This window comes from Alcanivorax sp. NBRC 101098 (assembly GCF_001010505.1).
GTDB lineage: Bacteria > Pseudomonadota > Gammaproteobacteria > Pseudomonadales > Alcanivoracaceae > Alcanivorax > Alcanivorax borkumensis.
The window spans coordinates 1,038,210-1,062,229 of record NZ_AP014613.1 but is presented as its reverse complement, the minus strand read 5'-3'; the positions used below and the strand labels follow the sequence as shown (position 1 = coordinate 1,062,229).

Annotated in this window: 22 protein-coding genes; all 22 read right to left on the bottom strand. The window is 46.5% G+C overall.

What is annotated here, in order from left to right; translation table 11 throughout:
* Position 1: 1 nt before the first annotated feature.
* The gene (locus AS19_RS04925) at positions 2-586 is read right to left on the bottom strand and encodes a sugar transferase (protein ID WP_046961792.1); all 585 of its coding nucleotides are present in this window, start codon (positions 584-586) and stop codon (positions 2-4) included.
* Positions 586-1,713 (bottom strand): glycosyltransferase family 4 protein, encoded by a 1,128-nt coding sequence (locus AS19_RS04920; RefSeq protein ID WP_046961791.1) that lies wholly within the window; start codon positions 1,711-1,713, stop codon positions 586-588. Before AS19_RS04920 ends, AS19_RS04925 begins: the two co-directional genes overlap by 1 nt.
* Positions 1,710-2,891, bottom strand: a complete 1,182-nt coding sequence (locus tag AS19_RS04915) for a hypothetical protein (protein ID WP_046961790.1) — start codon at positions 2,889-2,891, stop codon at positions 1,710-1,712. The genes AS19_RS04920 and AS19_RS04915 overlap by 4 nt, the downstream gene beginning before the upstream one ends.
* Entirely contained in the window at positions 2,884-3,969 is a 1,086-nt protein-coding gene (locus tag AS19_RS04910; RefSeq protein ID WP_046961789.1) for a glycosyltransferase family 4 protein, read from the bottom strand. Before AS19_RS04910 ends, AS19_RS04915 begins: the two co-directional genes overlap by 8 nt.
* A complete protein-coding gene (locus AS19_RS04905) occupies positions 3,966-5,180 on the bottom strand; it encodes a glycosyltransferase family 4 protein (protein WP_046961788.1) in 1,215 nt (404 codons plus the stop codon). Before AS19_RS04905 ends, AS19_RS04910 begins: the two co-directional genes overlap by 4 nt.
* Before the next feature lie 11 nt (positions 5,181-5,191).
* A complete protein-coding gene (locus AS19_RS04900; protein WP_046961787.1) occupies positions 5,192-5,866 on the bottom strand; it encodes a sulfotransferase family 2 domain-containing protein in 675 nt (224 codons plus the stop codon).
* A 14-nt stretch (positions 5,867-5,880) separates the two neighbouring features.
* Complete coding sequence (locus tag AS19_RS04895) at positions 5,881-6,945, bottom strand: glycosyltransferase (RefSeq protein WP_082116349.1); 1,065 nt, start codon at positions 6,943-6,945, stop codon at positions 5,881-5,883.
* 3 nt (positions 6,946-6,948) lie between these two features.
* Positions 6,949-7,920, bottom strand: a complete 972-nt coding sequence (locus AS19_RS04890) for a polysaccharide pyruvyl transferase family protein (RefSeq protein WP_046961785.1) — start codon at positions 7,918-7,920, stop codon at positions 6,949-6,951.
* An 82-nt stretch (positions 7,921-8,002) separates the two neighbouring features.
* Complete coding sequence (locus AS19_RS04885) at positions 8,003-9,136, bottom strand: glycosyltransferase (protein ID WP_046961784.1); 1,134 nt, start codon at positions 9,134-9,136, stop codon at positions 8,003-8,005.
* A 54-nt stretch (positions 9,137-9,190) separates the two neighbouring features.
* Positions 9,191-10,633: an MOP flippase family protein gene (locus tag AS19_RS04880; protein WP_046961783.1), complete on the bottom strand. Its 1,443-nt coding sequence runs from the start codon at positions 10,631-10,633 to the stop codon at positions 9,191-9,193.
* Positions 10,626-11,822, bottom strand: a complete 1,197-nt coding sequence (locus AS19_RS04875) for a TDP-N-acetylfucosamine:lipid II N-acetylfucosaminyltransferase (RefSeq protein WP_082116348.1) — start codon at positions 11,820-11,822, stop codon at positions 10,626-10,628. The genes AS19_RS04880 and AS19_RS04875 overlap by 8 nt, the downstream gene beginning before the upstream one ends.
* 183 nt (positions 11,823-12,005) lie before the next feature.
* Complete coding sequence (locus AS19_RS04870) at positions 12,006-12,848, bottom strand: sulfotransferase (RefSeq protein WP_144412626.1); 843 nt, start codon at positions 12,846-12,848, stop codon at positions 12,006-12,008.
* Positions 12,835-13,920: a DegT/DnrJ/EryC1/StrS aminotransferase family protein gene (locus AS19_RS04865; RefSeq protein WP_046961781.1), complete on the bottom strand. Its 1,086-nt coding sequence runs from the start codon at positions 13,918-13,920 to the stop codon at positions 12,835-12,837. The genes AS19_RS04870 and AS19_RS04865 overlap by 14 nt, the downstream gene beginning before the upstream one ends.
* Positions 13,917-14,477 carry a dTDP-4-dehydrorhamnose 3,5-epimerase gene (rfbC, locus tag AS19_RS04860; protein WP_046961780.1) on the bottom strand — a complete coding sequence of 187 codons (561 nt, stop codon included), beginning with the start codon at positions 14,475-14,477 and terminating at the stop codon, positions 13,917-13,919. Before rfbC ends, AS19_RS04865 begins: the two co-directional genes overlap by 4 nt.
* A 2-nt stretch (positions 14,478-14,479) precedes the next feature.
* Positions 14,480-15,358 (bottom strand): glucose-1-phosphate thymidylyltransferase RfbA, encoded by an 879-nt coding sequence (rfbA, locus tag AS19_RS04855; protein ID WP_046961779.1) that lies wholly within the window; start codon positions 15,356-15,358, stop codon positions 14,480-14,482.
* Positions 15,355-16,275 carry a dTDP-4-dehydrorhamnose reductase gene (rfbD, locus tag AS19_RS04850; protein WP_046961778.1) on the bottom strand — a complete coding sequence of 307 codons (921 nt, stop codon included), beginning with the start codon at positions 16,273-16,275 and terminating at the stop codon, positions 15,355-15,357. Before rfbD ends, rfbA begins: the two co-directional genes overlap by 4 nt.
* A gap of 5 nt (positions 16,276-16,280) precedes the next feature.
* Positions 16,281-17,363: a dTDP-glucose 4,6-dehydratase gene (rfbB, locus tag AS19_RS04845; RefSeq protein WP_046961777.1), complete on the bottom strand. Its 1,083-nt coding sequence runs from the start codon at positions 17,361-17,363 to the stop codon at positions 16,281-16,283.
* The gene (locus tag AS19_RS04840; protein WP_046961776.1) at positions 17,360-18,400 is read right to left on the bottom strand and encodes an NAD-dependent epimerase/dehydratase family protein; all 1,041 of its coding nucleotides are present in this window, start codon (positions 18,398-18,400) and stop codon (positions 17,360-17,362) included. The genes rfbB and AS19_RS04840 overlap by 4 nt, the downstream gene beginning before the upstream one ends.
* 322 nt (positions 18,401-18,722) lie before the next feature.
* Positions 18,723-19,997: a Vi polysaccharide biosynthesis UDP-N-acetylglucosamine C-6 dehydrogenase TviB gene (gene tviB, locus AS19_RS04835; RefSeq protein WP_046961775.1), complete on the bottom strand. Its 1,275-nt coding sequence runs from the start codon at positions 19,995-19,997 to the stop codon at positions 18,723-18,725.
* A gap of 174 nt (positions 19,998-20,171) precedes the next feature.
* On the bottom strand, positions 20,172-22,385 hold the full coding sequence (locus AS19_RS04830) for a polysaccharide biosynthesis tyrosine autokinase (RefSeq protein WP_046961774.1): 2,214 nt from the start codon (positions 22,383-22,385) through the stop codon (positions 20,172-20,174).
* 71 nt (positions 22,386-22,456) lie between these two features.
* Positions 22,457-22,885, bottom strand: coding sequence for a low molecular weight protein-tyrosine-phosphatase (locus AS19_RS04825; protein ID WP_046961773.1), 429 nt, complete (start codon positions 22,883-22,885; stop codon positions 22,457-22,459).
* Positions 22,886-22,889: 4 nt separating this feature from the next.
* A complete protein-coding gene (locus AS19_RS04820) occupies positions 22,890-24,017 on the bottom strand; it encodes a polysaccharide export protein (RefSeq protein ID WP_052753780.1) in 1,128 nt (375 codons plus the stop codon).
* Between the last annotated feature and the right edge of the window lie 3 nt (positions 24,018-24,020).

The following is a 24,020-nucleotide window of genomic DNA, read 5'->3' as shown; positions in this document are numbered from 1 at the left end:
CTCATCCCTTGAATTTCTTCATTGTAACTTCCCCTTTGTGGGCAATGTCATCTCTCTTTACCACTTTCCAGACAGTCATAAATAGAATCTTGAGATCCAGCCAAAGGTTACGGTTTTCCACATACCACACATCCAGCTCGAATTTTTCATCCCACGAGAGCGCATTACGGCCATTCACCTGCGCCCAGCCAGTAATGCCAGGGCGAATTTCATGACGACGAGCCTGGCGTTCTGAGTACAACGGCAGGTACTCCAATAACAAGGGGCGCGGGCCTACGAGACTCATCTCGCCTTTCAGTACATTCCAGAGTTCGGGTAGCTCATCCAGGCTAGAGGAACGGAGAAATTGACCAAATCCTGTCAGTCTCTCCGCATCCGACAACAGCTCGCCACTAGCATTACAGGAATTCGTCATGGTACGGAACTTGGTCATTTCAAACACATGCCCTGCCATGCCCGGCCTTGTCTGGCGAAACAGTACCGGGCTGCCCAGCTTTATTCTCACTAATACGGCAAGCAAAATAATCACCGGCGCCAACAGCAACAACCCAGCAAGCGCCCCCACAATATCCATCAAACGCTTCATTACAGCCCCATTCCCCTAAGCATCACCGCATTCACCATATCTACATCGTACTTCTCTTCAGCAATCTGCCGCGAGCGAGTCCCCATAGCGGCCACCAGGTCCGGACTCTCAACAAGTGTCATCATTGCCTCTGCAAGCACAGATGCATCCTGAACAGGCACGAGAAAACCATTATCCCCCTCCATCACAGTCTCTCGGCAACCGGGGGCATCGGTGGTAACTATTGCCCGTCCCATGGCCATGGCTTCCAGGACTGTCCGAGGCGTGCCCTCACGGTAAGAAGGCAATACGTACACGCTGCTATTACTGATCGCTGGGCGCACATCAGAAAGCTTGCCAAGAAAATCTATCGTCCCAGCCGTAATCCAGGCATCGAGTTCTGCTCGGCTTATCGCATCCGGGTTGTCATCAATCCAGCCCACCAGACGGAAAGTCACTTCCGGATAACGTTGCTTCACGAGGGCTGCGGCTTGCACATACTCACGGACACCCTTGTCCCCAAGCAGACGCGCAATCAGCAAAAAAGAAGGTGTTCCAGGCATATCAGCGACCGTATATTCGGTCACGTCCACACCAGACCCATTCACCACGCTGGAAGGAATAGCAGGCTTTAGCAAAGAGAGCTGGCGGAATAGCGCTTCGTCGTCAGGGTTCTGGAAGAACACAAGCCGATTACGAGAAAGCGAAAACCGATACAGCTTCTGGATCAATGTGCGCAGCACCTTACGAAGGCCGGAAGCCTCACCGGTAAAGGCATAACCCAACCCGGTAATCAGAGCGAAACGGTGTTTTACCCCCGCAATCCAGGCAGCCAACGAACCATAAATCACCGGCTTGATGGTATAACCCAAGACATAGTCCGCACCTATCTTTCGCATTAGCTTTCGCAAAGCGAACAAGAGAGTCAGGTCCTTAATGGGGTTCATGCCTGTCCTTTGTAAGGGAATATCATGAACCTGGACATCGAGCGCACCGAGTTGACTAGCGACATCAGAATATGGATCAAGGTCAGGGACAGCCACATGCACTTGGCAACCCGATGAAAGTAACGCCTCAATGAGAGGGCCACGAAACTTGATCAACGATTCCGGAAAGCTTGCCACAAGCAGGAAGACAGGTTTCGTCATCGGCGCCTCCCCTCCAAAGAATTCGGTGCAGGTTCCAGCGACAACCGGGACCGACCAATTACCGATATCAACAAGAAGATCAACATGGGTGTAAACATCCACTTTTGGCGTAAAGCGATACCCAAATTAGCTGTCGTCATTGCCAAAACAAGCCATGCAAGAAAACAATAAGCCCAAAGAAACACTCTATTATGACTAGCCAAAGAAGACGGCAAAGGTTTTTTGATCAGAGACCAGCCTCCGACAATAAAGAGGAACAATAAAATCAAGTTATCAATCGATGCCGCTAAAGAAAAGATATTTCTAGCCTCAATCAGGCTGGGGCGAAACAAGTAGGTAAACATCTGCAAAGGCGGACTCATAGCCGATATATCTACGGCCCCACCGCCTTTCATATTATAGCCCTGACGGCCTTCGATATATTCCATCACTTCACCAGCATCGGCCCCTTCACCAACACCCGCATAATTAAGTCCAAAAGGGACGAGAAAAATAGCAGCGATGATCGCAATACCACCTAGCACCGACCTTTGTAAAAACGGGATTCCTCGCTGAAACACATAGGAACTGGCCAAGCCTACCCCCAACATACCAGCAATATGCGGACGAACGAGCAACATAACCGACATGGAAATAACCAAAAGCCACCAGCGGCGCTTCAAACTTAATGCTGCCCACAAGGCAAGGCCCATAGCAAAAAAAGAAAGTGAATCTTTACCGAGACCAGAAGACCAGAAACTGATCGACGGCAAAAAAACGATAAGCGTCGCTAATCTACGAATATTACGGGGTTTATCCCATGTCACCTCACGCAACGCTGAATCAAATGCTAACAACCCAACAAAGCCGAATATTTGAAAAACCAGGGAGCACCCAAGTAAAGACAGACCCAGTCCCTGACTAAAGAAAGAAGTGATGATACGAACGGCTAATGTGCCAAATTTAAAATCAACATCGGACACAAGACTCCAATGATAATAGCCTGTTGCATCTCCCCCATAATTCACAACATAGAAAAAATAAACAACACAGAAAAAACTGTGCCACCCGTATAAAGTAAGTGCACGAGATGATGAAGTACGAAAATACCGTCGTATCACAAGCGCTATTAAAGCGCCGAAAAAGAAGACAAGCAGGGCAAGAACAAGTTGAAATGGTGTAGAAGACAAGTCACTCATTAGTCGCCAGCCCAGGAAGGAAACATGATTGAAGTCTTGGAAGCTGACTATCAATTGAATATTTTCTTTCTACAGCCAGTCGACCTGACATGCCTAACTGATGACGATGTCGCGGTTCAGAGAAGAGAGCAGCCAGTGCTGACTCCCACTCAGAAAAGTCATTAGCCAACATGCCAGAATTAGACCCGCTAACTATAGCCGTGTTTACACCAACAGCGCTCGCAACCACTGGAACACCCGAAGCCATATACTGAATGATCTTATAACCGCACTTACCCTTTTCCCAAGGGCCATCCTGCAAAGGCATTATCCCAACATCCATCTCTTGAATGTGGCGAGCCTCAGTGTCTTCCGACCAATTCTCTATATGTACCGTTATACCGGCCAGCTTAGCTTTGATCTCCGGCGTTGCACCAACAAGAAGCAGTCGAAATTGATATTGTCTAGTTAATGACTGAAACACAGGCAGCAAGATTTCAAGATATTTCTGAGTGGTGGGAGAACCAATCCAGCCCAATGTTAGTGGGCCTGAACTGGTTTCCTTGCGAGGTATATAGCGGTGGTGATCAACAACAGTTGGTATCACCAATACCCTTTTTGCTCCTGCTAATTTAGCTCGTTCAGCCAGATATTCATTACCTGCAATAACACAATAAGCGTGTCGCATCACCACATCAATTTTGTTCCCCAGAAGACGCCTAATGAACCTATTTGAAGAAAGATCATAATTATGGAAAATAGCATCATCGTAATCGACAATATATTTGACGCCGAACAACTTTAAAAGAACCTCGATCCATGCAGGCATATAGGGGAAAAGCTCTTTTTCCAACCAAATAAAATCAAATCTTTTGAATTTACAAAGCACCATCAACCTATACAGATACAAAAAGGACATCTTTAATCTGGATCTTCCTTTACCGTTGTAAAGAGAATCAAGATACTCTTCATCAAACAGGGCACGCACAGTAAAATTCCATCCCAGCTTCTCCAGAAAAGGTAGGTATTGATAAGTTCTGAGGCGAGAACTTGCCCCTTTACGTGGGTACTTGGGAAGAACCAAAACTGAGCTTTTCATGACAGTTCCTTATCAAAGAGAAGCGCTTTTCGGTAAGATTCAACACTACTCTCCAAGGAAAAAAATTGTTTCCCTATTAAACGAGAGTGGGAACGGAAAACCTCTCTTTCAGGAAGTACTTTACCAACGAACCACTCCGAAACAGACTCAAGTGTGCTCTTATCACCAGTGTCAACAAGGAAGCCCGATTTATCATCAATATAGTGAGAATCACCAACGCCCCGCGTTGCTACGACTGGAACGCCGCACAACAAATACTCTCCCAACTTTATTGGCGCAACGCCTTGCATAGAGAAAGCGGCCTCACGAAAGGCGATACCTAGGTCAGCAGCGGCCAACCAGGAAGGAACATCACTTGCATTAACGCGCATAACGGTTATCGCCGAAAACAATTCAGGATGATTATCCATCTGCTCGAGCATCACTTCGGGAGAACCAGTAAGAACGAGAAAATGAGCATCGACTCTTAAATGCAGAATGAGACCAAACAGTGTCAACATATCATCGGGGCAATACTGAGGCCCCAAAGAACCCGCATAAACAATTAAAGGCGCATCATCAGAAATACCCAACTTCTTTTTTACTTCTTTACGATCAAAGTCAGAACCTGGTGAAAAAAGAGAGGTATCTCTACCATTGCTAACCACATTAAATTTGCCAATATCTACACCGGCACCCGCCCTGGCATGAAGAACTCCAGCCGCTATTTTTGATCGGGTCAAAACTACATCGGCAGAGCGCACAGCTTGAGCTTCAATATCACGGAGGATACGATGGACAATGCTCGAAGATGACTGACCTGCGAAATCCACTCGCTCGTCAAGTGGCAATCCGTCCGCATCAAAAACAAACTTCTGATCATAGCCCCGTAACGCCAAGAGAGAACTCATTGCCGGCAAGGTGCTTCTGGGCATTACAATATCAATATCATATCGCTTAATCGCTTTCCTGATCTGGCGATAACCCCAAATAGCAGTAATCAGTCCGCCCAAGGCTACTGGCTTACGAATAACCGGCACGAGAGTATAGGTGCAACCAATCGCTTCACAATAATCACGCCGCTGCTCTGTAACAGAATGAGACGCCCAGGAAAACTGAAGAATATGAAATTGGAAACCATGTTTCTGCAAGGCACGAAATATTGGCAGAAACAGGCTTTCTAAATATGAAACCTGAGGGCCATCCCATGTAACGAAAAGAATATTTTTCATAATCTCAAGCTTTAGTAAGAAAACAAATCACAGTCTTTGCGATAAATGCTTCTAATGAATTCAACATGCTCTTTAGTGATTTTTTCAGCCGCCTTCCTTCCTTTTCCAACAAAGGAAAGCTCTGGACTAAAACCATTTTCCTTGGCGAACAAAGGCCAATCTTCAGCGAGTTTTTCGAATTTTAGTATCTTGTCGACACTAACCCCCCGGCCATATAGGCTGACCCACTTATACTGTGGATAAAAATGAACCCACTTAAGCACCATCCTGGTATTCTTATCTGATTCCATCATCCATTCCAGAAAATCAACGACGTCAGAAAATGGATCGATGTAGCGCCTAACAAACTTATCGTAATCGCCGTCAGAATTAGCAGAGCCCTTAAGACCGTTAAAAGCGGAAACAAACCTATCAACAGGATCCCTAACAACTGCAAATTTATAGAAGGAATTAACTGATCCCTTGTCATAGAGGCAGTACCTTTTTAATTGAATATGCCTACCATCTTCACCAAAAACAGACTTATATATACTTCTTCCGGCGTTTTTTGGAACATGAATAAAAATCACTTTTTCTTTGTAGCATCTCTCGGTAAAGGGGTTCTTTTTTGGAAAAAAAATCCTCAAGATAAAACCGAAAAGCTGGGGAAAGTAATATTCATAATAACGGAAAAAGTAACCATTCATAGTAAACGCTCAAATCAAACCGCATAGAGAGAAGATAATGCCGCCATGTGACTTTCCGATGAAAACGATGACCTCACATGATCGCCACCATTCTTACCTATCATAAGTCTCTCGGGGACCGACAGGCTGTAGAAACCCTTTAAAGTATCAATTAACATCGGCACATCGTCTGTATTTACGAGCCAACCATTAACTTCATTCTCAATAACATCAACAGCACCACCAACCTTTGTTGATATAACGGGGATGTTATGATTCATTGCCTCCAGCAACGAATTTGAAAAACCTTCTGAATATGAGTTCATAAGAAAAAGATCAGCGTCCAAGTAATGCCTACTTGTATCTTCGACGTACCCATGAAAAATTACTTTTTCGCTTAACGCTAAATCACTGACAACTTCTTTTAGTCTTTCAGAGTCACTACCATCGCCTAAAATGTGGTACACAAACTTATAACCTTGATCTCTCAAAATGCTCAACGCTTTAAGCACACCTTCGATATTCTTTACCGGCTCAAGCCTGCAAACAGACAACAATTTTAAAAAAACCGAACTGGAATATCTTGATGTATCGATAGCGCTACAATCAATGAAGTTATGGATTACGTTAATTTTTTCAGGATTCACAGAATAAATCCTCGATAACTCATTACAAACCAGTGCCGACTCAGCAGCAGCCTTGTGAGCAAGCGAATAAACAAACCTAAACACCCTGGTAGTGATACGAGAGGGCTTTGGAATACCAATTTCTTCAGCAACGACAATTTTAACGTTGAGAAGTCTACCGGCTAACACTCCGTAGAATACTGCTTCCGCCCCAGAGCAATGAACAACATCTGGTTTAATACTTTTAATTAACTCAGCAACTTTTAAAAAAGTTCGCATAGACCCAATTTTATAACTTTCGTTCAGGCAAACTGTTTTTCCGCCAGTAGCTATAATCTCGGACTCAGCAGCACCGCCTTTGCCGATTGAACAGAAATAAAAATCAAAACGATCTTGCTCAACTTTAGAGAGCTTGACCATTTTTGACTCAATACCACCGTAATCAAGAAACGTTGACAGCCTAAGAACTCGCATAAATCACCGGCAAAACTGTTCTTTCCAGAGGTTAATCTCAACAACAGGTATTTTTACCTTGGTTGGAAACTTTCCGCTTATAAAATTATTCAGCCCATCCCAGTCGCCGCGACTTACAACATTAAGATTAAAGTCAACCTTCTTCTCTTCGGCTCTATTATCAACACCAATAATAAGAGTTCTTTTTTTGTTTTGAATCGCCCTTATACCACCATGCAACCTGGTTCCAATATAGTCAGATTCATTTTGATAAAGATAGGAATCATAAGAATCAAGATTCGGAGAGATTATTCTTACTTTCGCTTCCGCATCCAGCCCCAAAGAATAAAAGTAATCAAGATCCCCTCTTCCCTGGGGCCAAAAAACAACTTCTTTATATTTAGCCAGCAGGGTTTCCACGAAAGTCTTATCTAATTCCAGGTCTGGCAAATAAGTAGTTAATGTGAAGATAACCCGCTCAGATTTTTCCTGTGGAATATCATTGCAGTGGGCTTCGGTTAACAACCACATTGTTGGGCAGGCTGTGTTTACTACATTTTTAAAACCAATAGACTCAAGCTTTTTCTTTGTGTAATCGTCTCTTACCGAATGAAAAGCCTTTTTGTCCAAAACAAGCTTCAAAAGGAGTTTTGTATAAAAATTGGGCAAGCCTTGATAATCTCTCCACCCTACGCCCATCAGAATAATCTTTTCTCTAATGAAAAAAGCCTGCCAGAGCCAGATTTGCCAAGCCCTAAACTTGTTCATAAACGATGAAAGGAAATTTGTACCACCAACGAAAGTATAATCAGAGCGCCTGATCACCCCCAAGCCCACCCTGAAGATATGCTCCTTAGCAGGCAGTCGCGTAAAAAAACCCCACTCAAATAATGAATTAAGCTCCTTTCTCACTGAAGACATTATTATCTCATCGCCGACATTTGATGTCGCCACAGAAGTATCAAGAACACAAACTTCCTTTTTGATATTACGCATATAATCACACCAAATTCAGAACAATAAATTAAAAAGTATAAAAGCGGAACTCGGTACTGGGAAATAGTTCAACGATTGATTCTCAATCTTGAACTTTATTTACATTCAAAAGCTTTTGGTATAACTGGCTAACATCCGTTACGTAACGATTTTCACTAAAATATTTCCTAGCTCTTTCCTTGCCTGCATCACCAAACGTTTTTCTCAACGCAGCGCTTTTAAAAAAGGGAATAACTTTATCGGCAATTTGGCTGGGGGAAAATGGATCACAGAGGAATGCGGTTTCGCCATCAACGACAACTTTCGGTATCCCCCCTACTCGGGTTGCCACAACAGGCAATCTTGAGAACATCGCCTCAACTAAAACCAGCCCAAATGCCTCATGCGCAGAAGCCAAAACGAACACATCCATAAGCTCATAGAATTGACGTGTGTCGGATTGGTACCCGACAAATAATATTTTGTCAGTAAGGCCAAGGCTTTCTGCTAACTCTCTTAGCTGAGGCTCATCTGGCCCTGTTCCGACAACCAAAAGTTTAGCATTCGAGGTATTTTGCACTATCAAGGGCATTGCTTTGATAATATCACTGACTCGTTTGGATCTATCGAAAAGACGTCCAACTGTTCCAATAACAAAATCTTTTTCTGTTAAACCAAGTTTAATCCGAAGATTAATAGTAGACTCAACGGAAGGTCGTTTTTTTTCCGATACCCCATTTGGAATAACTGACACTTTATCTCTTGCCAAGCCAATTATTTCAGTCAAATAAATTTCTACAGCTGGAGAAACTGCCACCATGTGGTGTGTAAGCGCAGTAATACCTTTGTAAATAAAATTGCCACGCCAACTTCTATTAATCGGATTGCTGGTTTCCTCGCCTATGATAACAGGGACACGGCCAAGGGTGCCTGCGATAGCAGACATGGCAACTCCTTCAAAAACGGCACCATGAATAATATGAGGGCGAAATTCCCTGATCACACGCAATGCACTTTTATACCTGGGCAGGTCCAGAATACTGCGAAAAGCACCGACCTCTGTAATTTTACAGCCAGCTTCTTCGAACTGAGTTGGCAGACTCTTTATTGCTTTAGTACAAATCAGTTGCTGTTCATAAATTTGAGGATCCAGGTGCCGAGCCAATGACAAGCGCCTTTGCTCAACCCCGCCTGAACTCACCGACTCCAAAGAATGTAGAACACGTATCCTTCCCATATAGTTTACTTCTCTAAAAAAACTGCAAAAAAAAATATAAAAAAGACGAAGCAGTCATGCCTTACCTAATAATGAGCCGATAAAGATGCTGAAGTTTTTTCGGTTTAAAAAATAAGAAAGAAAAATATAGAAGCATGCTCCTAGAAAAACAAAGAGCAACAACGAAAAAAATGGATTTGTTGGACCGAAATTATTGGCACTATAACCGACCATTAACGCCATAGAAAAAGAAATCAAGACTGGCCTAAAAACTGTTTCTAGATAATCTTTCAAGCATGGCCCGAGCAGTCGTTTGACCCAATAGAAATATGCTGCACAAACAACAAAGCTCTGGACCATTATCAATCCAGCAGCCACACCAATTACTCCGTTGAGATATGAACCTACAAAGACAACAATCGGCACGACTAACATCAGTAAAAGATTCCAATGGAACGCCCACTTTGCCTTTCCAAGCCCCAATACTAATGGGTTATTCAAACTACCCAGACAACGAATTAAAACATATACCGAAAGAAGACTTATTATACTTCCAAGGCCGTCCCAGCCCTCACCCAGCAATACAATAATAAATAAATCAGACAAAACTGACAAGCCAATAAACATTGGCGCCACTATAATAATAATATTATTCAGGGATTTGAAATATAGATCCTTTACGAGCGGAATGTTATTTTGATTTTTTGAGACGGCTGGAAAGAGGACACGGTTATTAATCGCGATGATTTTCTGCATTACCTGGAGAGTAAGCTGACTCGCTACGCTATACATACCTAACGAGGCGCCACCTGCCATTTTACCAATTATCACATGATCTGATTTTGAACTTACAAGTCCGGTTAATGCAGATCCAACCTGGTATAAACCATAGCCCAGCATTGGCTTTACTGATATAAAATCAAGCCCAAAACCGTTGAACATGCCTCTCGATAATCCATATAGGAAGGCCGCAATATTTCTTACTGCAAGAGAAATTAATTGAGCAACAATGATTGACCAAAAACCCCATCCATCAAGCACAAAGAAAATGCACAAGGTAGTATTAATAATTGAAGAGCCAATGAATATCAAAGAACAAGCCTTGAAATCCAATCTTTTCCTCATTAAAACAATCGATTGCTGGCCGACAGCTGACACGACGAGAGACAAGGCTGCCACTTTTAACGCCGCTTCAAGCTCGACCATTTCAAAGAAATCTGAAGCATACGGCGATACGGCAAAAATCAAACCGTAAACCAAAATTGCAAGGATCCAGTTTAACGAATAAAGAGTTGCCAATTGATCGGGTTTCGGTTTTTCTTGATAAATGATGGCAGAACCAATACCCATCTGTGTAAAAACAGAGAAGACCTCCAAAGACACTAAAACCAGAGCAATCAAGCCCATTGCTTCAGGCCCCAGGATTCTGGCAACAAACAGGGTAGAAACCATCTGCAAGAGTCTTGACGTCAAGGTTTCGATAAGAGTCCATTTGACACCAGACCTGATTTTAGACATTAGCGCCCCCTTTTTCAGAGGCACTTCTTGCAATCCCCGCCTCTATTAAACGTAGGGTACGGTTAATAGAGGCCTCTCTACTCCAGCGCTTTATTATTAATTTTTTGTTATTTTCAGCATCAAATTTTGTCAGCTTCTTTTTTATCAAATCAGGGTTTTTATCCAAATCCTGCACTGCTGATATTATAAAACCCTGGGAAATCAGATTTTCATACAAGGGATTTTCTTTTCGTAAAAACACCTTCGCCCCCAAATACAACATAATGACAATATTACCCAAGCCCTGCTGTCTATTGTGGTTCATGACAACGAAGCCGCATTGGGATATTGTCTTTACATACTCACTAATTGGGAGAAAGCCTCTCAAGGGGAGAAAGTTATCACCGAAATACTTCCCCCCGTCTAGACAAACTTTATCTGCGTAGGCTTCGCCCCCATAACTTAATGGCACAACTATTTTTCTTTCATTTGTTTCTAACCGGACAAGTATCTCGAATGCATCAAGGTGGTTACATGTCAGGCTAGCGCTATTGCCAAGAAGAATAGCGTCACCAACATCGGATACATCATCAAAGCCCTTTAAAAAATGGTCCTCAATTGTGCCGTAATTCCAGTTCAAAAAGTCAGGGAAACTCGACCATATCCTTGAAGATTTGAGCATGTCGTACTCTTCAGGAATTACGGGAGCAAAGAAATCCAGTTTGCTGATAGCCTGATACTTATTTTTTTTCACGCCAAGCATTTTGGCGAAAAAGCGAGACATCTTGGAAAATATATTATCTTTTCTTTTGCCATTCCCATCTGATCGGTATTGATATGTTTTTGGCAATAGAAGCTTTTCAGGACTGGATATTTCCGAATAATAATCAAACCCCCAACCTACCCAAATTTTCGCCACACTTTTTGGGATTGCAAATATTTCAGGAAAAACCAAACTATCAAAAGAGTGGAATATAACAATGTCATATTGGCTGTATAGATTCTGGGAGAGTCGTGGAAATTGAAGTTGTGGAAATTTAACTTGTATAACTTTAGCCTTAACCTCATTGAAACGAACAGGTTTATTTTTTATATTAAAAATAAAAACATCATTCGAGCCAGAAAATGCTCTTTCAAAAACATCAAGTGCCTGCCAAATAAATTTGTCATTAGTGGCCAAATGGAGGATTTTCAAATTTTTAAAGCGCATATAATAACATCTTTAAAGGTATCATCCGAAGCAACGCATTGGCACATTTGAATTTAAAATACTGGCGCCTGATCTCTTAAAAAATGAAGTCGCCCAGATGACACAAAACCAAGCATCATCAAAAATCAAAAAATATTTTAGCGCCTTCTAGAATTTCCTGTATCTAAATCAAAGTTTGCTGATTCATAACTCGTAACCATGAGCATTCATCTGGTCGTGACAAAGACGCTTGAAACTATTTTTTTGTGCATCTGTCCAGTTCTCACATTTGTGTGAATCAAGATAGCTTTTATTTTTATTGATAGTCACTGTACATTCTGAAAACCACAAGCTTTTAGGAACTTTCACGCCTATTATTTGACATAGTTTGCTATCAAAAGTCTCATAATCAGAAATAAGATCTTCAAATTTAACAGTTGCATCAGCCACTTGTGAGAGCCATTTATTTTCTTCATTCCACAGAAAACAAATCTTTTCAAATCTATTCATTTCATCCCACTCTTGTGGAGCAATAATAGAATCATGAGGAGAAAATCCATAATAGACTGGGTCGCGCTCAGTCAATGATGCACGATTAAGAATTGATGAGACGACATCCTTTCCATTTCTTACTATATGAACGACTGGTACATTAGGCATATAGCTTTTTATTTCTGGCACAAACCTACGAATAGCACTATTGACCTCACCGTAAGGGTAATCTTTCTGGCGCAAAAATATCTCTTTCATCCTAAATTTGTTGACGTATCCAGATGAGTAGGCCGGGTTCTCCAAAGAATATCGATGATATAGCTGCTCTTTGGGCACAGGTTCATGTCTGACATTCAAACCGTCAACATTATTTAACATTTTAGAAATCATAGCTGTGCCAGTTCTTCCTGTGCTCGTCACAAAAAAAACGCGCCCATCCAGTCGAGAAGTAATATCCTCTCTTGCTATAGGTATATTAGATATTACCCAATAGTATATTGACTCCCCCAGCGGGATACGCGAGCACAATTTTCTAAAAAAATCAAAGAATTTCACGTAGCACTTTTGATACATATTCATAATCACAACCATGGTAAATTGGCAGGCAAAGAATTTTCGATGCGATACTTTCAGAAGCGGGGAAACAGTGGCCTTCGCTTAGAAAAGCTAAGTTATTCAAAGAAGGGGAAAAGTACCTTCTTGCTTGAATTCCATTTTCTTTTAATAATTCTTGAACCCTTAAAACATCTCTCTCTTCCGAAAGTAGCAATGGGTAATAAGCATAGTTAATGCTGATTTTTTGGCTTATCAACTGTTTTCGCGTATTTGCAAAATGCAGATTTTTATAATTCTCCCAAACTTTTTTCCGCCCTTGTATATTTTCGTCGATTTCATCAAGCACACTTAAACCAAGCGCCGCTTGGAACTCATTCATTTTGGCGTTAATACCGATCCCATCAATCGTCTCTGGCCCCGTTATGCCAAAATTGATCATTTTTCTTGCGCTTTCCAAATCTTCTTTTCGTTTAAAAACGATCGCACCTCCCTCGCCAGTGTGAAAAAGTTTAGTGGCATGGAAGCTCAGTGTGGATGCATCCCCATTTTCAAGGAGACTTTTACCTTTATATTTCACACCAAAGGCATGAGAAGCGTCATAAATAACTTTCAACTGATGGCGCCTTGCTATTTCATCAATAGCGTCTACGTCACAGGCATTACCAAAAACATGTACAGGCACAATCGCTTTGGTATTTGACGTTACGGCTTTTTCAATATTGTCCGGGTCGATGCACCAGGTATTCGGGTCTATGTCTGCAAAGACAGGTTGCACTCCGTCCCATTTCAGGGAACTGGCAGTTGCGATAAAGGTAAATGGCGTTGTGATAGCTTCTGGCTGTTCTTGGTATTCAAAGCCACTTACCCCAAGAGCCCGGTATGCTATCTGCAATGCCAGGGTACCATTCGCCACTAATAACAGATTTTCTACACCAAGATATTCCTCAAGGCGTGCTGTCAGATCTTGAACCAATTGACCATTATTCGTTAGCCATTCTCGCTCATAAATTCCATCCAGATATTTATCCAGGGTTTTGCGATCAGGAAGGTATGGTTTCGTTACTGGTATCATAGAAGGGCTTCCAGTTCAGCTTTGGCTGCCTCTAAATCCAGGCCAGCTTTATCTTTTATGGAAAGTTTAAGGCTCAAGCCAATTTCCAAAGGCCACTCGACACCTACGGTCTTATCATTCCATTGCAGTGTGCGCTCATGCTCCGGGGCGTAAAAATCGGTGCATTTGTACTGAAAATCTGCTATCTCGCTTGTTACCAAAAAACCATGGGCAAAACCAGGCGGCACCCAGAGCTGGTACTGGTTTGCCTCTGAAAGAAATTCTCCCACCCACTGACCAAAGGTCGGAGAGTCTTTTCTCAGATCTACCACCACATCAAACACTTCACCGCGGGTACAACGCACCAGTTTCCCCTGAGGTTGTTTGATCTGATAATGCAGGCCACGGAGGGTATGCTTTACTGATCGGCTGTGATTATCCTGGACGAAAGTGACAACAATACCGGCTTGCTCAAAAACCTTGGCATTCCAGGTTTCCATAAAGAAGCCTCGTTCATCGCCAAAGACTTTGGGCTTGATCAGCTTTACGTCCGGGATGCTGGTTTCGATCACTTCCATGGTTACTCCTGCTCCAGAATTTTTGTCAGGTAGGCCCCATAGCTGTTCTTCTTTAGCAACTCTGCCTGGGTCTGGAGTTGTTCTTTGCTGACAAATCCCATCCGGTATGCAATTTCTTCCAGACAGGCCACCTTCAGGCCCTGGCGCTTTTCCAGAGTTTCGATGTAGCCCGAGGCTTCGTGAAGAGAGTCGAAAGTGCCTGTATCTAGCCAGGCGTAACCGCGGCCCAGCAGCTCCACGTTCAGATCTCCACGTTCCAGATACGCCTGGTTCACGGTGGTAATTTCCAACTCGCCCCTGTCAGAGGGTTTAACCTGTTTGGCGATCTCCACTACATCGTTGTCATAGAAGTACAGCCCTGTCACCGCATAGTTGGACTTGGGCATAGAGGGCTTCTCCTCAATGGAGACAGCCCGCTTGTTGGCATCGAATTCCACGACACCAAATCGTTCCGGATCGGATACGTGGTACCCGAATACCGTCGCCCCGGCTTCCTTGTCGTTAGCCGCTTTAAGAAGCCCTGAAAGCCCCGGACCATGGTAGATGTTGTCTCCCAGCACCAGGCATACGGGATCATTACCGATAAATTCCTCGCCAATAATAAACGCCTGGGCCAAGCCATCCGGGCTGGGCTGAATCGCATAGGTAATTTCGATGCCGAATTGGCTGCCGTCGCCCAAAAGACGCTGGAAGCCGGCCTGATCTTCAGGCGTGGTGATGATCAAGACTTGCCGAATGCCCGCCAGCATGAGAACCGACAGCGGATAGTAGATCATCGGTTTATCGTAAATAGGCAGCAGCTGCTTCGACATCCCCATGGTGATGGGGTAAAGGCGTGTGCCGGAGCCTCCGGCCAGAATAATACCTTTGCGGTTGCTCATGAGGGTTCCTTGTTGGTTTCCTGAAGCATGCGTTGCACGCCCAGCTTCCAGTCGGCTAATTCAAGATCGAAGGTTTCAGTGAGCGCCCGGCAATTCAGCCTGGAATTTCGCGGCCTTACGGCTGGAACCGGGTAGGCCTCACTGGGGATCGGATTGACCGCTTTCACCGCGAGAGGCAGCCCAGCCTCTTTGGCCCACTCAATGACATAGCGCGCATAGTCATACCAGGAGCACTCGCCAGTAGCGGCCAGATGATAAAGACCTGATGCCGCCGGTTGCTGCTCACAGTGACGAAGTGCGTGCGCGGTGATGTCGGCAATCAGCTCGGCCCCGGTGGGCGCGCCGATCTGATCGTCTATCACATTCAGGGTGTCGCGCTCTTTGGCAAGGCGCAGCATGGTTTTGGCGAAGTTGTTGCCTCGGCTGGCATACACCCAGCTGGTGCGGAATATCAGATGCTGGCAGCCGCTGGCCTGAATGGCCTGCTCGCTGGCCAGCTTCGTGGCGCCGTAGACGTTGAGGGGGCCGGCGCTGTCTGTTTCTTTCCAGGGCTGGTTGCCGCTGCCATCGAAGACGTAGTCGGTGGAGTAATGGACCAGGCAGCCATCATGGGTTTTCATCAACTCTGCCATCAAGGCCGGTGCCTGATGATTGAGCCGTGCGGCAAGCTCCGGTTCGCTCTGGGCCTGATCTACTGCAGTGTAGCCCGCGGCGTTGACCAGCACGTCCGGCTTGATGTGCTCGATGGTTTCGCGCAGGCCATCCAGGTTGCCAATATCACCACACCATCCATTTTGGCCGGCGCGATCCAAGGCGATGAGTTGACCGAACGGCGCCAGGGCACGCTGCAACTCCCAGCCGACCTGTCCGTTTTTGCCTAGCAGCAAGATTGTCTTTTTTCCCTGCGTCCTTGCCATGGCCTTTATTCCTTTCCCTCAGTGCCTGAACCGGTGCCAAGCCGTTCGCGCCGGTAGCTGCCATCCTGCACTCGTTGGCACCATTCGCTGTTATCTAGATACCACAGCACGGTCTTGCGGATGCCGGTTTCAAAAGTTTCTTGCGGGGTCCAGCCCAGCTCTCGCTCGATCTTACTGGCGTCGATGGCGTAGCGCAGATCATGGCCTGGGCGGTCCCGGACATGTGTGATCAGATCCCGGTACTGGCTGATACCTTCTGGTTTACTCGGTACCAGCTCTTCGAGCAGATCACAGAGGGTGTGTACCACGTCGATGTTCTGTTTTTCGTTGTGGCCGCCGATATTGTAGGTCTCCCCCACTTTGCCTTCAGTTGCCACTTTGTAGAGGGCGCGAGCATGGTCTTCCACGTAGAGCCAGTCACGTACCTGGGTACCCTGGCCGTACACCGGTAGCGGCTTGCCTTCGAGGGCGTTGAGGATCATCAACGGGATGAGCTTTTCCGGGAAGTGGAAAGGCCCGTAATTGTTGGAGCAGTTGGTGATCAGTGTGGGGAAGCCATAGGTCCGCAACCAGGCGCGCACCAGATGGTCGGAGCTGGCCTTGCTGGCGGAATACGGGGAGCTGGGCGCATAAGGGGTGGTTTCAGTAAACAGGTCTTCCGGACCTTCCAGGTCACCATAGACTTCATCGGTGGAGATGTGATGGAAGCGGAAAGTCTGCTGGGCAGTGTCGTCCAGGCTGTTCCAGTATTGGCGTGCCGCTTCCAGCAAGGTGTAGGTCCCTATGATGTTGGTTTCCATGAAGGCTGCCGGGCCATCAATGGAGCGGTCCACATGGCTTTCTGCGGCGAGGTGCATGATGACATCGGGGTGGTGCCGTTGTAATACCCCATCCAGGGTATGCCGGTCACAAATATCCACTTTTTCAAAGGTATAGCGGGGACTGTCGCTGACACTGAGCAGGCTTTCCAGGTTGCCGGCATAGGTGAGCTTGTCCACATTGACGACACTGTCGTCCGTGTTGCTGATGATGTGACGAATAACGGCGGAACCGATAAAGCCTGCACCGCCGGTGACCAGAATTTTCATGCGTCGCTCTCGCAATTCAGTGTGCTTTCGTACCAAGGCATGGCTTTGCCGATGCCATCGTAAATGCGGTAGGCGGGTTCATAGCCCAGCAACTCTTGTGCCTTGCTGATGTCGGCCTGGGAGTGGCGAACGTCTCCTGCGCGGAAATCACGGTAAACAGGATCACTTTCATAGTTCACCCCACACTCTTTCAGGGCTGTTTTAAGCGCATCGAACAGGGTGTTCAGCGTGGTTCTGTCGCCGAAGGCCACGTTAAAGACCTGGTTTTTTGCTTCTGCCTCTGCGGTGGCCGCCAACAGATTTATCTGCACCACATTCTCGATAAAGCAGAAATCCCGGCTGGTTTCGCCGTCGCCATTGATGAACACGTCCTCGCCCTGGATCATGGCAGCGGTCCATTTGGGGATGACCGCGGCGTAGGCACCGTTAGGGTCCTGGCGTTTGCCGAACACGTTAAAATAGCGCAAGCCGATGGTGTTGAAATCGTAGGTGCGGGCAAATACGTCAGCATAGAGTTCGTTGACGTATTTCGTGACGGCATAAGGGGAAAGGGGCTTGCCGATTTTGTCTTCCACTTTGGGCAAACCGGGGTGGTCGCCGTAGGTGGAGCTGGAGGCGGCGTAGGTAAAGCTTTGCACGCCTTCGTCTTTGGCAGCCACCAGCATGTTCAGGAAACCGTCGATGTTGGCCTGGTTGGTGTTGATCGGGTCTTCAATGGAGCGCGGGACAGAGCCCAGGGCGGCCTGGTGGAGGACATAGTCCGCCCCGGTGACGGCCTTTTTGCAGTCTTCCAGGTTACGGATATCACCTCCGATGAAGGTAAAGCGGGCCCATTGGGCTGCTGTGACTTCAGTCTGGACTTCATCCAGGTTGTGCTGGTGGCCAGTGACGAAGTTATCCAGACCGATGACGGTCTGGTCGAGGCGCAGCAGGGTTTCGAGCAGGTTGGAGCCGATGAAGCCCGCCACACCGGTGATAAGCCAGGTTTTGGGGCTGGCCTTGAGGTCTTGCTGGATCTGTTGGTAGCGGGTTGTCATGGTGGTTCCGTTGTTTGTTCGTTTAAACAAGCTTCTAGCTATGAGCTTCGAGCAGTGAGCTACAAGCCTCAAGCTGCAAGGAAAGGCAAAAACCGGGCTTCGACTTCGGCGGTTCGCCCACCCCTTTGGGGCATTCGCCTCTCAAGCGAGGCTCCTACATTTTTTGTGGGAGCGGTGGTTCCACCGCGATTTGCCGGTTTTCTGTCATTTCGCGGTCGGACGACCGCTCCTACAAGAGAATCGCTTGCAGACATACCCTGACGAGCAGAGAGAGCTCCTGGGGTTTTGTCTTTTACTCATAGCTCAAAGCTCACAGCTGCCTTTACAACCGTAGGTCCACCTCCTCCTTGGGGAGGATGTATTTCAGATCGTAGAGAACATGCTCTGTTTTGCCGAAGCCGCGGATGTCCGCGACGCCCATGGCTTTGAACTGGTTGTGACCAACGGCGAGGATGATGGCGTCGTAGGCGCCCTGCTCCGGTTGGTCCACTGGGCTAATTCCGTATTCGTGTTCGGACTCTGCCGCATTGATCCAGGGGTCGTGAACATCGACTTGTATATTGTAATCCTGCAGTTCCCTGACCACATCGACCACGCGGGTGTTGCGCAGGTCCGGGCAGTTTTCCTTGAAGGTGAGGCCCATGACCAGCACCCGAGCACCGTTGACTTGGATACAGCGATTCAGCATGGCTTTAACCAGTTCACTGGCCACATGGCTGCCCATGCCATCGTTGATACGACGACCGGAGAGAATGATTTCCGGGTGATAGCCGATGGCCTGAGCCTTGTGGGTGAGGTAGTACGGGTCTACACCAATACAGTGACCGCCCACCAGGCCTGGCCGGAAGGGCAGGAAATTCCATTTGGTGCCTGCGGCCTGGAGCACTTCTTCCGTATCAATGCCCATTCGGCTGAAGATCATAGACAGTTCATTAACCAGTGCGATGTTCAGGTCACGCTGGGTATTTTCGATGACCTTGGCGGCCTCTGCCACGCGAATACTGGAAGCTTTATGGGTACCAGCGGTGATGATAGAACCGTAGAGCTGGTCGATCAGCTCGGCAACTTCGAGGGTAGAACCTGAGGTTACCTTGGTGATGGTAGTAACCCGGTGCTGCTTGTCACCCGGATTGATACGTTCCGGACTGTAACCGGCGAAGAAATCCTGATTGAAACCAAGGCCGGAAACCGCTTCCAGTACTGGGACGCAATCTTCTTCAGTGGCGCCGGGATAAACAGTGGATTCGTAGATAACGATATCCCCTCGCTTGAGGGTCTTGCCAATGGTTTCAGACGCTTTAATCAGCGGAGTAAGGTCCGGACGCTTGTGCTCATCAATGGGGGTGGGTACCGTGACGATATAGACGTTGCAGTCGTCTAGAGTCGCCGGGTCGGTACTGAAGATAAGCTGGCTGGCGCTGGCCAATTCTGCATCATCGACCTCCATGGTCACATCATGGCCATTGTTAAGGGCATCAATGCGGGGCTGGTTGATATCAAAACCAACCACCGAACGATGCTTGCCGAATTCCACAGCCAGCGGTAGTCCTACATAACCCAAGCCGATGACGGCCAATTTGATGTTTTCCAGTTCCATTTGGTCTCTCTTTCCGGATTTCAATACCGGTATATAGTTCATCTTGCTCGTTGCTTTTCTATGGTGTAAAAATCCACTGCGCTTGGGGTAGCTGTTTTCGATTTGCGCCATATAGAGTGTTTGAGCTTGCTAACTGCTCCCACCAGCTTAAAGAGAAGCTTTTACCGTTACTTCCTAATCGTTACTGCTACCATATTCGTAAGCGTAGTAACCGTATTCATTACTAGCACGGCGTTCCATGCAGTTAAGGATGGCACCTTTGATTTCCACATTGTTCTGAGCAAAGCGGGTTAACGCCGCATCCACTTCCTTTACAGAGTTTAACCCGTAACGCGCCACCAACAGGCTGCTGCCCGCCAGCTGTCCGATGATTGCAGCATCAGTCACTGCCAGAATCGGTGGCGTATCTACCAGAATCAGATCATATTCAGAACTCAATTCAGCCATGAGTGTACTGAAGCGCTCATGCATCAGTAGTTCAGAAGGATTTGGCGGTGCCTTGCCACGAGGAATCAAATGGAGTTTTTGATCATCTGTCTGATAGATAATATCTTTTTTTACACTTTGGCCTGATAGAAAATCAGATAGACCAATATCGTGAGGTCCTTTGAAAAACCGATGCAAATGCCCTTTCCGCATATCGGCATCAATCAATAGTACTTTCTGACCAGCTTTGGCTAATACAGCGGCGAGGTTAGCCGACACAAAGGATTTCCCTACCGAGGGACTCGGGCCTGCCACCATAAGAACATTGTTATTGGCATCCATCATCGCGAAATGCAAACTGGTACGCAGGCTGCGCAATGCTTCGATGGCCAAGTCATTAGGGTCACTGCTAGCCAATAGTGGAATCACTTCCTGCTCAGGATTTTTTTTGCGGTGCTTGAAACGTGAAGTGAGACGTTCAGCTTTTTGTTGTTGTTCTGATAGAGGTATAGCTGCATACACTGAAACGCCTTGCTCTTCCAGCTTATCTGGAGATTCAATACCTTTATTAAGGAGCGCCCGAAGTAACACAATCCCTGCGGCAGCTAGCCCTCCCATAAGAGTCGCCATCAGTATGAGACCCGCCTTTTTGGGTTTAATTGGCGAGGGCTGCACCAGGGCTTCATCAATAATACGTACACTGCCAACAGTCCCTGCCTTGAGGATACGAAGCTCCTGGGCCTTGTTGAGCAAGCCCACATAAATTTGCTGGGTGACTTCCACATCTCTCATCAAGCGAAGTATTTCCTGCTGTGTCTTGGGCAGCTCTTTGATCTGTTGATCCAGTTCACTTTTCTCTTCGACCAAAGAGTTTCGCTGTCGCAATAGGGTCTGATAGGCCGGGTGTTCACGAGTAAAACGACTGGCAATCTCACCCTCCTGTATTTTAAGCTCGTTGATCTTGGCCTCTAGCTCAACACTGCGCTGCAGCACCGACTGAGTTTCCATGGTCAAATCGACAGACTCACTTTCCAAACGGTAGGCATTGAGCTTTTCTTCTGCACTAGTCAGCTTTCCTTTGATTTCCGGCAGTTGTTGACTGAGAAAATCAAGGCTATTTTCAGCTTCTGCAGAGCGGCGTTCGATATTTTGAAGTATGTAGACCCGACTAACAGTATCCAGCACAGCTTTAATCTGCTGTTTATCAGGACCGGTCATAGTCATTGCCAACATTCCGGTTTTACCGATTTCGCGCACCGACAGACTGCCCCGCAAACGGTTGATGGCGGCAACTTCAGGCAGTTTAATGAGCGTTATGGGCTCATTACCAAATTTCCACTCTGTGATAGAGAGACGTATGGTTCCATCATCACTCACGATGGGCTCGCCAAGAGGCGCCTTACCGACTAGCTTTCCACCTAAATACAAAGCAGGCAAACCTTCTTCCTCTTTCAATTTGAAGGCATGTCCTCGAAGCCGCTCAGGCAAAGTGAATGCACCAATATTGATTAAGGTTTCGCTATCCCGATAGCCAGAAAATACGGGATGAGGGACGAATGACGGAGCCGGCGGTGGGGCTGTAAATTTACCAAGGATGGGGTGACGATCGGGACGGGCAACGATATCCATTTTAAGACGAGATATCACTTCTTTCAGGATCATTCTGGAACGAAGAATTTCAATTTCTGCCGCGGTGGAAGCCTCCTGCCTGAACATTTGATTCAGCTCAGAAAAACCTGGCACTCCGCCACTCTTTTGCTCGACCTGCAACAATGCGTCACCCTTGTAAATTGGTGTGGCAAAGTGGCTATAGACCATAGCAAGCAACATTGCAAAGAAGGCCGTTAGAGCAATCAAGAGCCAATGATCGCGCAGCACACCAAAAAGATTTGCAAAGTCTATGTCGTCCTCTGCGTCCCTGGCCATCTGCTGGCGCTGTACTAGATTGCTGTTTTCTGCCATTTGTTAGATTGCCCTGTTCGAGATTCTATGTTTTTGTATACTTTCGTTTGCGGAATTTACTGATAGAAGCGCTACAGCTTTTTTGCCCAAGCCTCAGCCGCCTGATACATCATTGGGTATATCCTTTCGAACGCTTCCAAGCCTCGCCTATACGGATCTGGAATATCGTGTTTCCCATTCCAGTGACTCGCCAGAAAGACTTTGCCGCTAGCTTCAGGAAAGCGCTGTGTAATACGGTCCTTTTGTCTCGCCTCCATGACCAAAATAAGATCATGGTTGGCACAGATTTCTGATGTGAGCTTGCGAGCTATGTGTTCAGCACAATCAAGCCCATTATCAGTAGCCACTTTCCGAGCGTTAGGATCCATATCATGACCTTGCAGGCCGACAAGACCAGCAGATTCCACTGACTTTTCTGGACATAGTGATTTCAGCATGGCCGCCACCGTGGGGCTCCGGCAAATATTTCCATCACAGACGACCAGGATGCGATTGAACATTGCCTCACTCACTCAGCGATTCTTCAGCTCTAACACCAAGAAGTAATGTTGTCATGGACGGCAATAGCAAGCGAAGAACACGGTTCCATCTGACCAGCGGCGCCGCTGTAACATAAACGATATCCCGCTCCTGCAGTTCAAAACTGTCCGCCAAAACCAGAGCAGCAGCATCTTTTGCATTCAGCTGGTAGATATCAATTCCATGATCGACCCCATCTGGCGCTTTGCGAAATACGAATACTCCGGATGCATCAGACTGTTGCTGATCGAAGCCGCCATTCTCCGCAATGGCCTCTGCCAAAGTCAGGCCATTTCGGCCCATTTGCAGGCTTGCAGCACTGCCGACTTCACCAAGTACAAAAACCTTAGCATCAGTAACAGGGTTTACGTTAAGTACATCATCAGGTTTAAGTAAAACGTTTTGATTAGTGTTCCCGTACTGATAAATATCGCGGAGCGACAAACGATAATCCTTCCCGGCACGAGTGAGAACGACACTGCTCCAGTCTGCCTCAGAGGTTAGCCCACCGGCCTCACCAATGGCATCAATGAGCCGAGTTGGCACGTTAGTAACCGGGTAAAGGCCTGGTGTTTTAACTTCCCCGGTTATATAAATTTTTTTATTTCTGAAGGCGGCGACCGATACATCTACTTGAGGGTCTTCAATATATTTGGAGAGCCGATTAGTCACCATATCCCGGATTTCGGTCACCCTAAGGCCAGCCACTTTTATGATGCCCACGTAGGGATAGAAAATGGTACCGTCATTGTGAACCCAGTTGCCGGATTCTGCGGAGCTACGTTCGCCTCCAGCTGGAATGGTTAGTTCAGGATGATCCCAAACGATAATCTGCAAAACATCCCCAGGCCCAACGGTATAGTCGTAATCTTTATCAGACAGATCCAGTTCTGTGGGGACTGGTTTCTCCTCAGGAGCAATTGTCTTTTGATCCAGTATAGCCGTGCCGATGGCATGCACCTTTACTACATCAGGCAAAGGCTTTCCTTGCGCCATCTCGGTTTCATCAATAAACCAACCCGGGGTTGGCGAGTGGTATGAGCCTGGCACTACGGTGCAGCCCGCCAATAATACAAACAGGCCAGCAGCCAAAAATTTACCGAGTGGATTCATAAA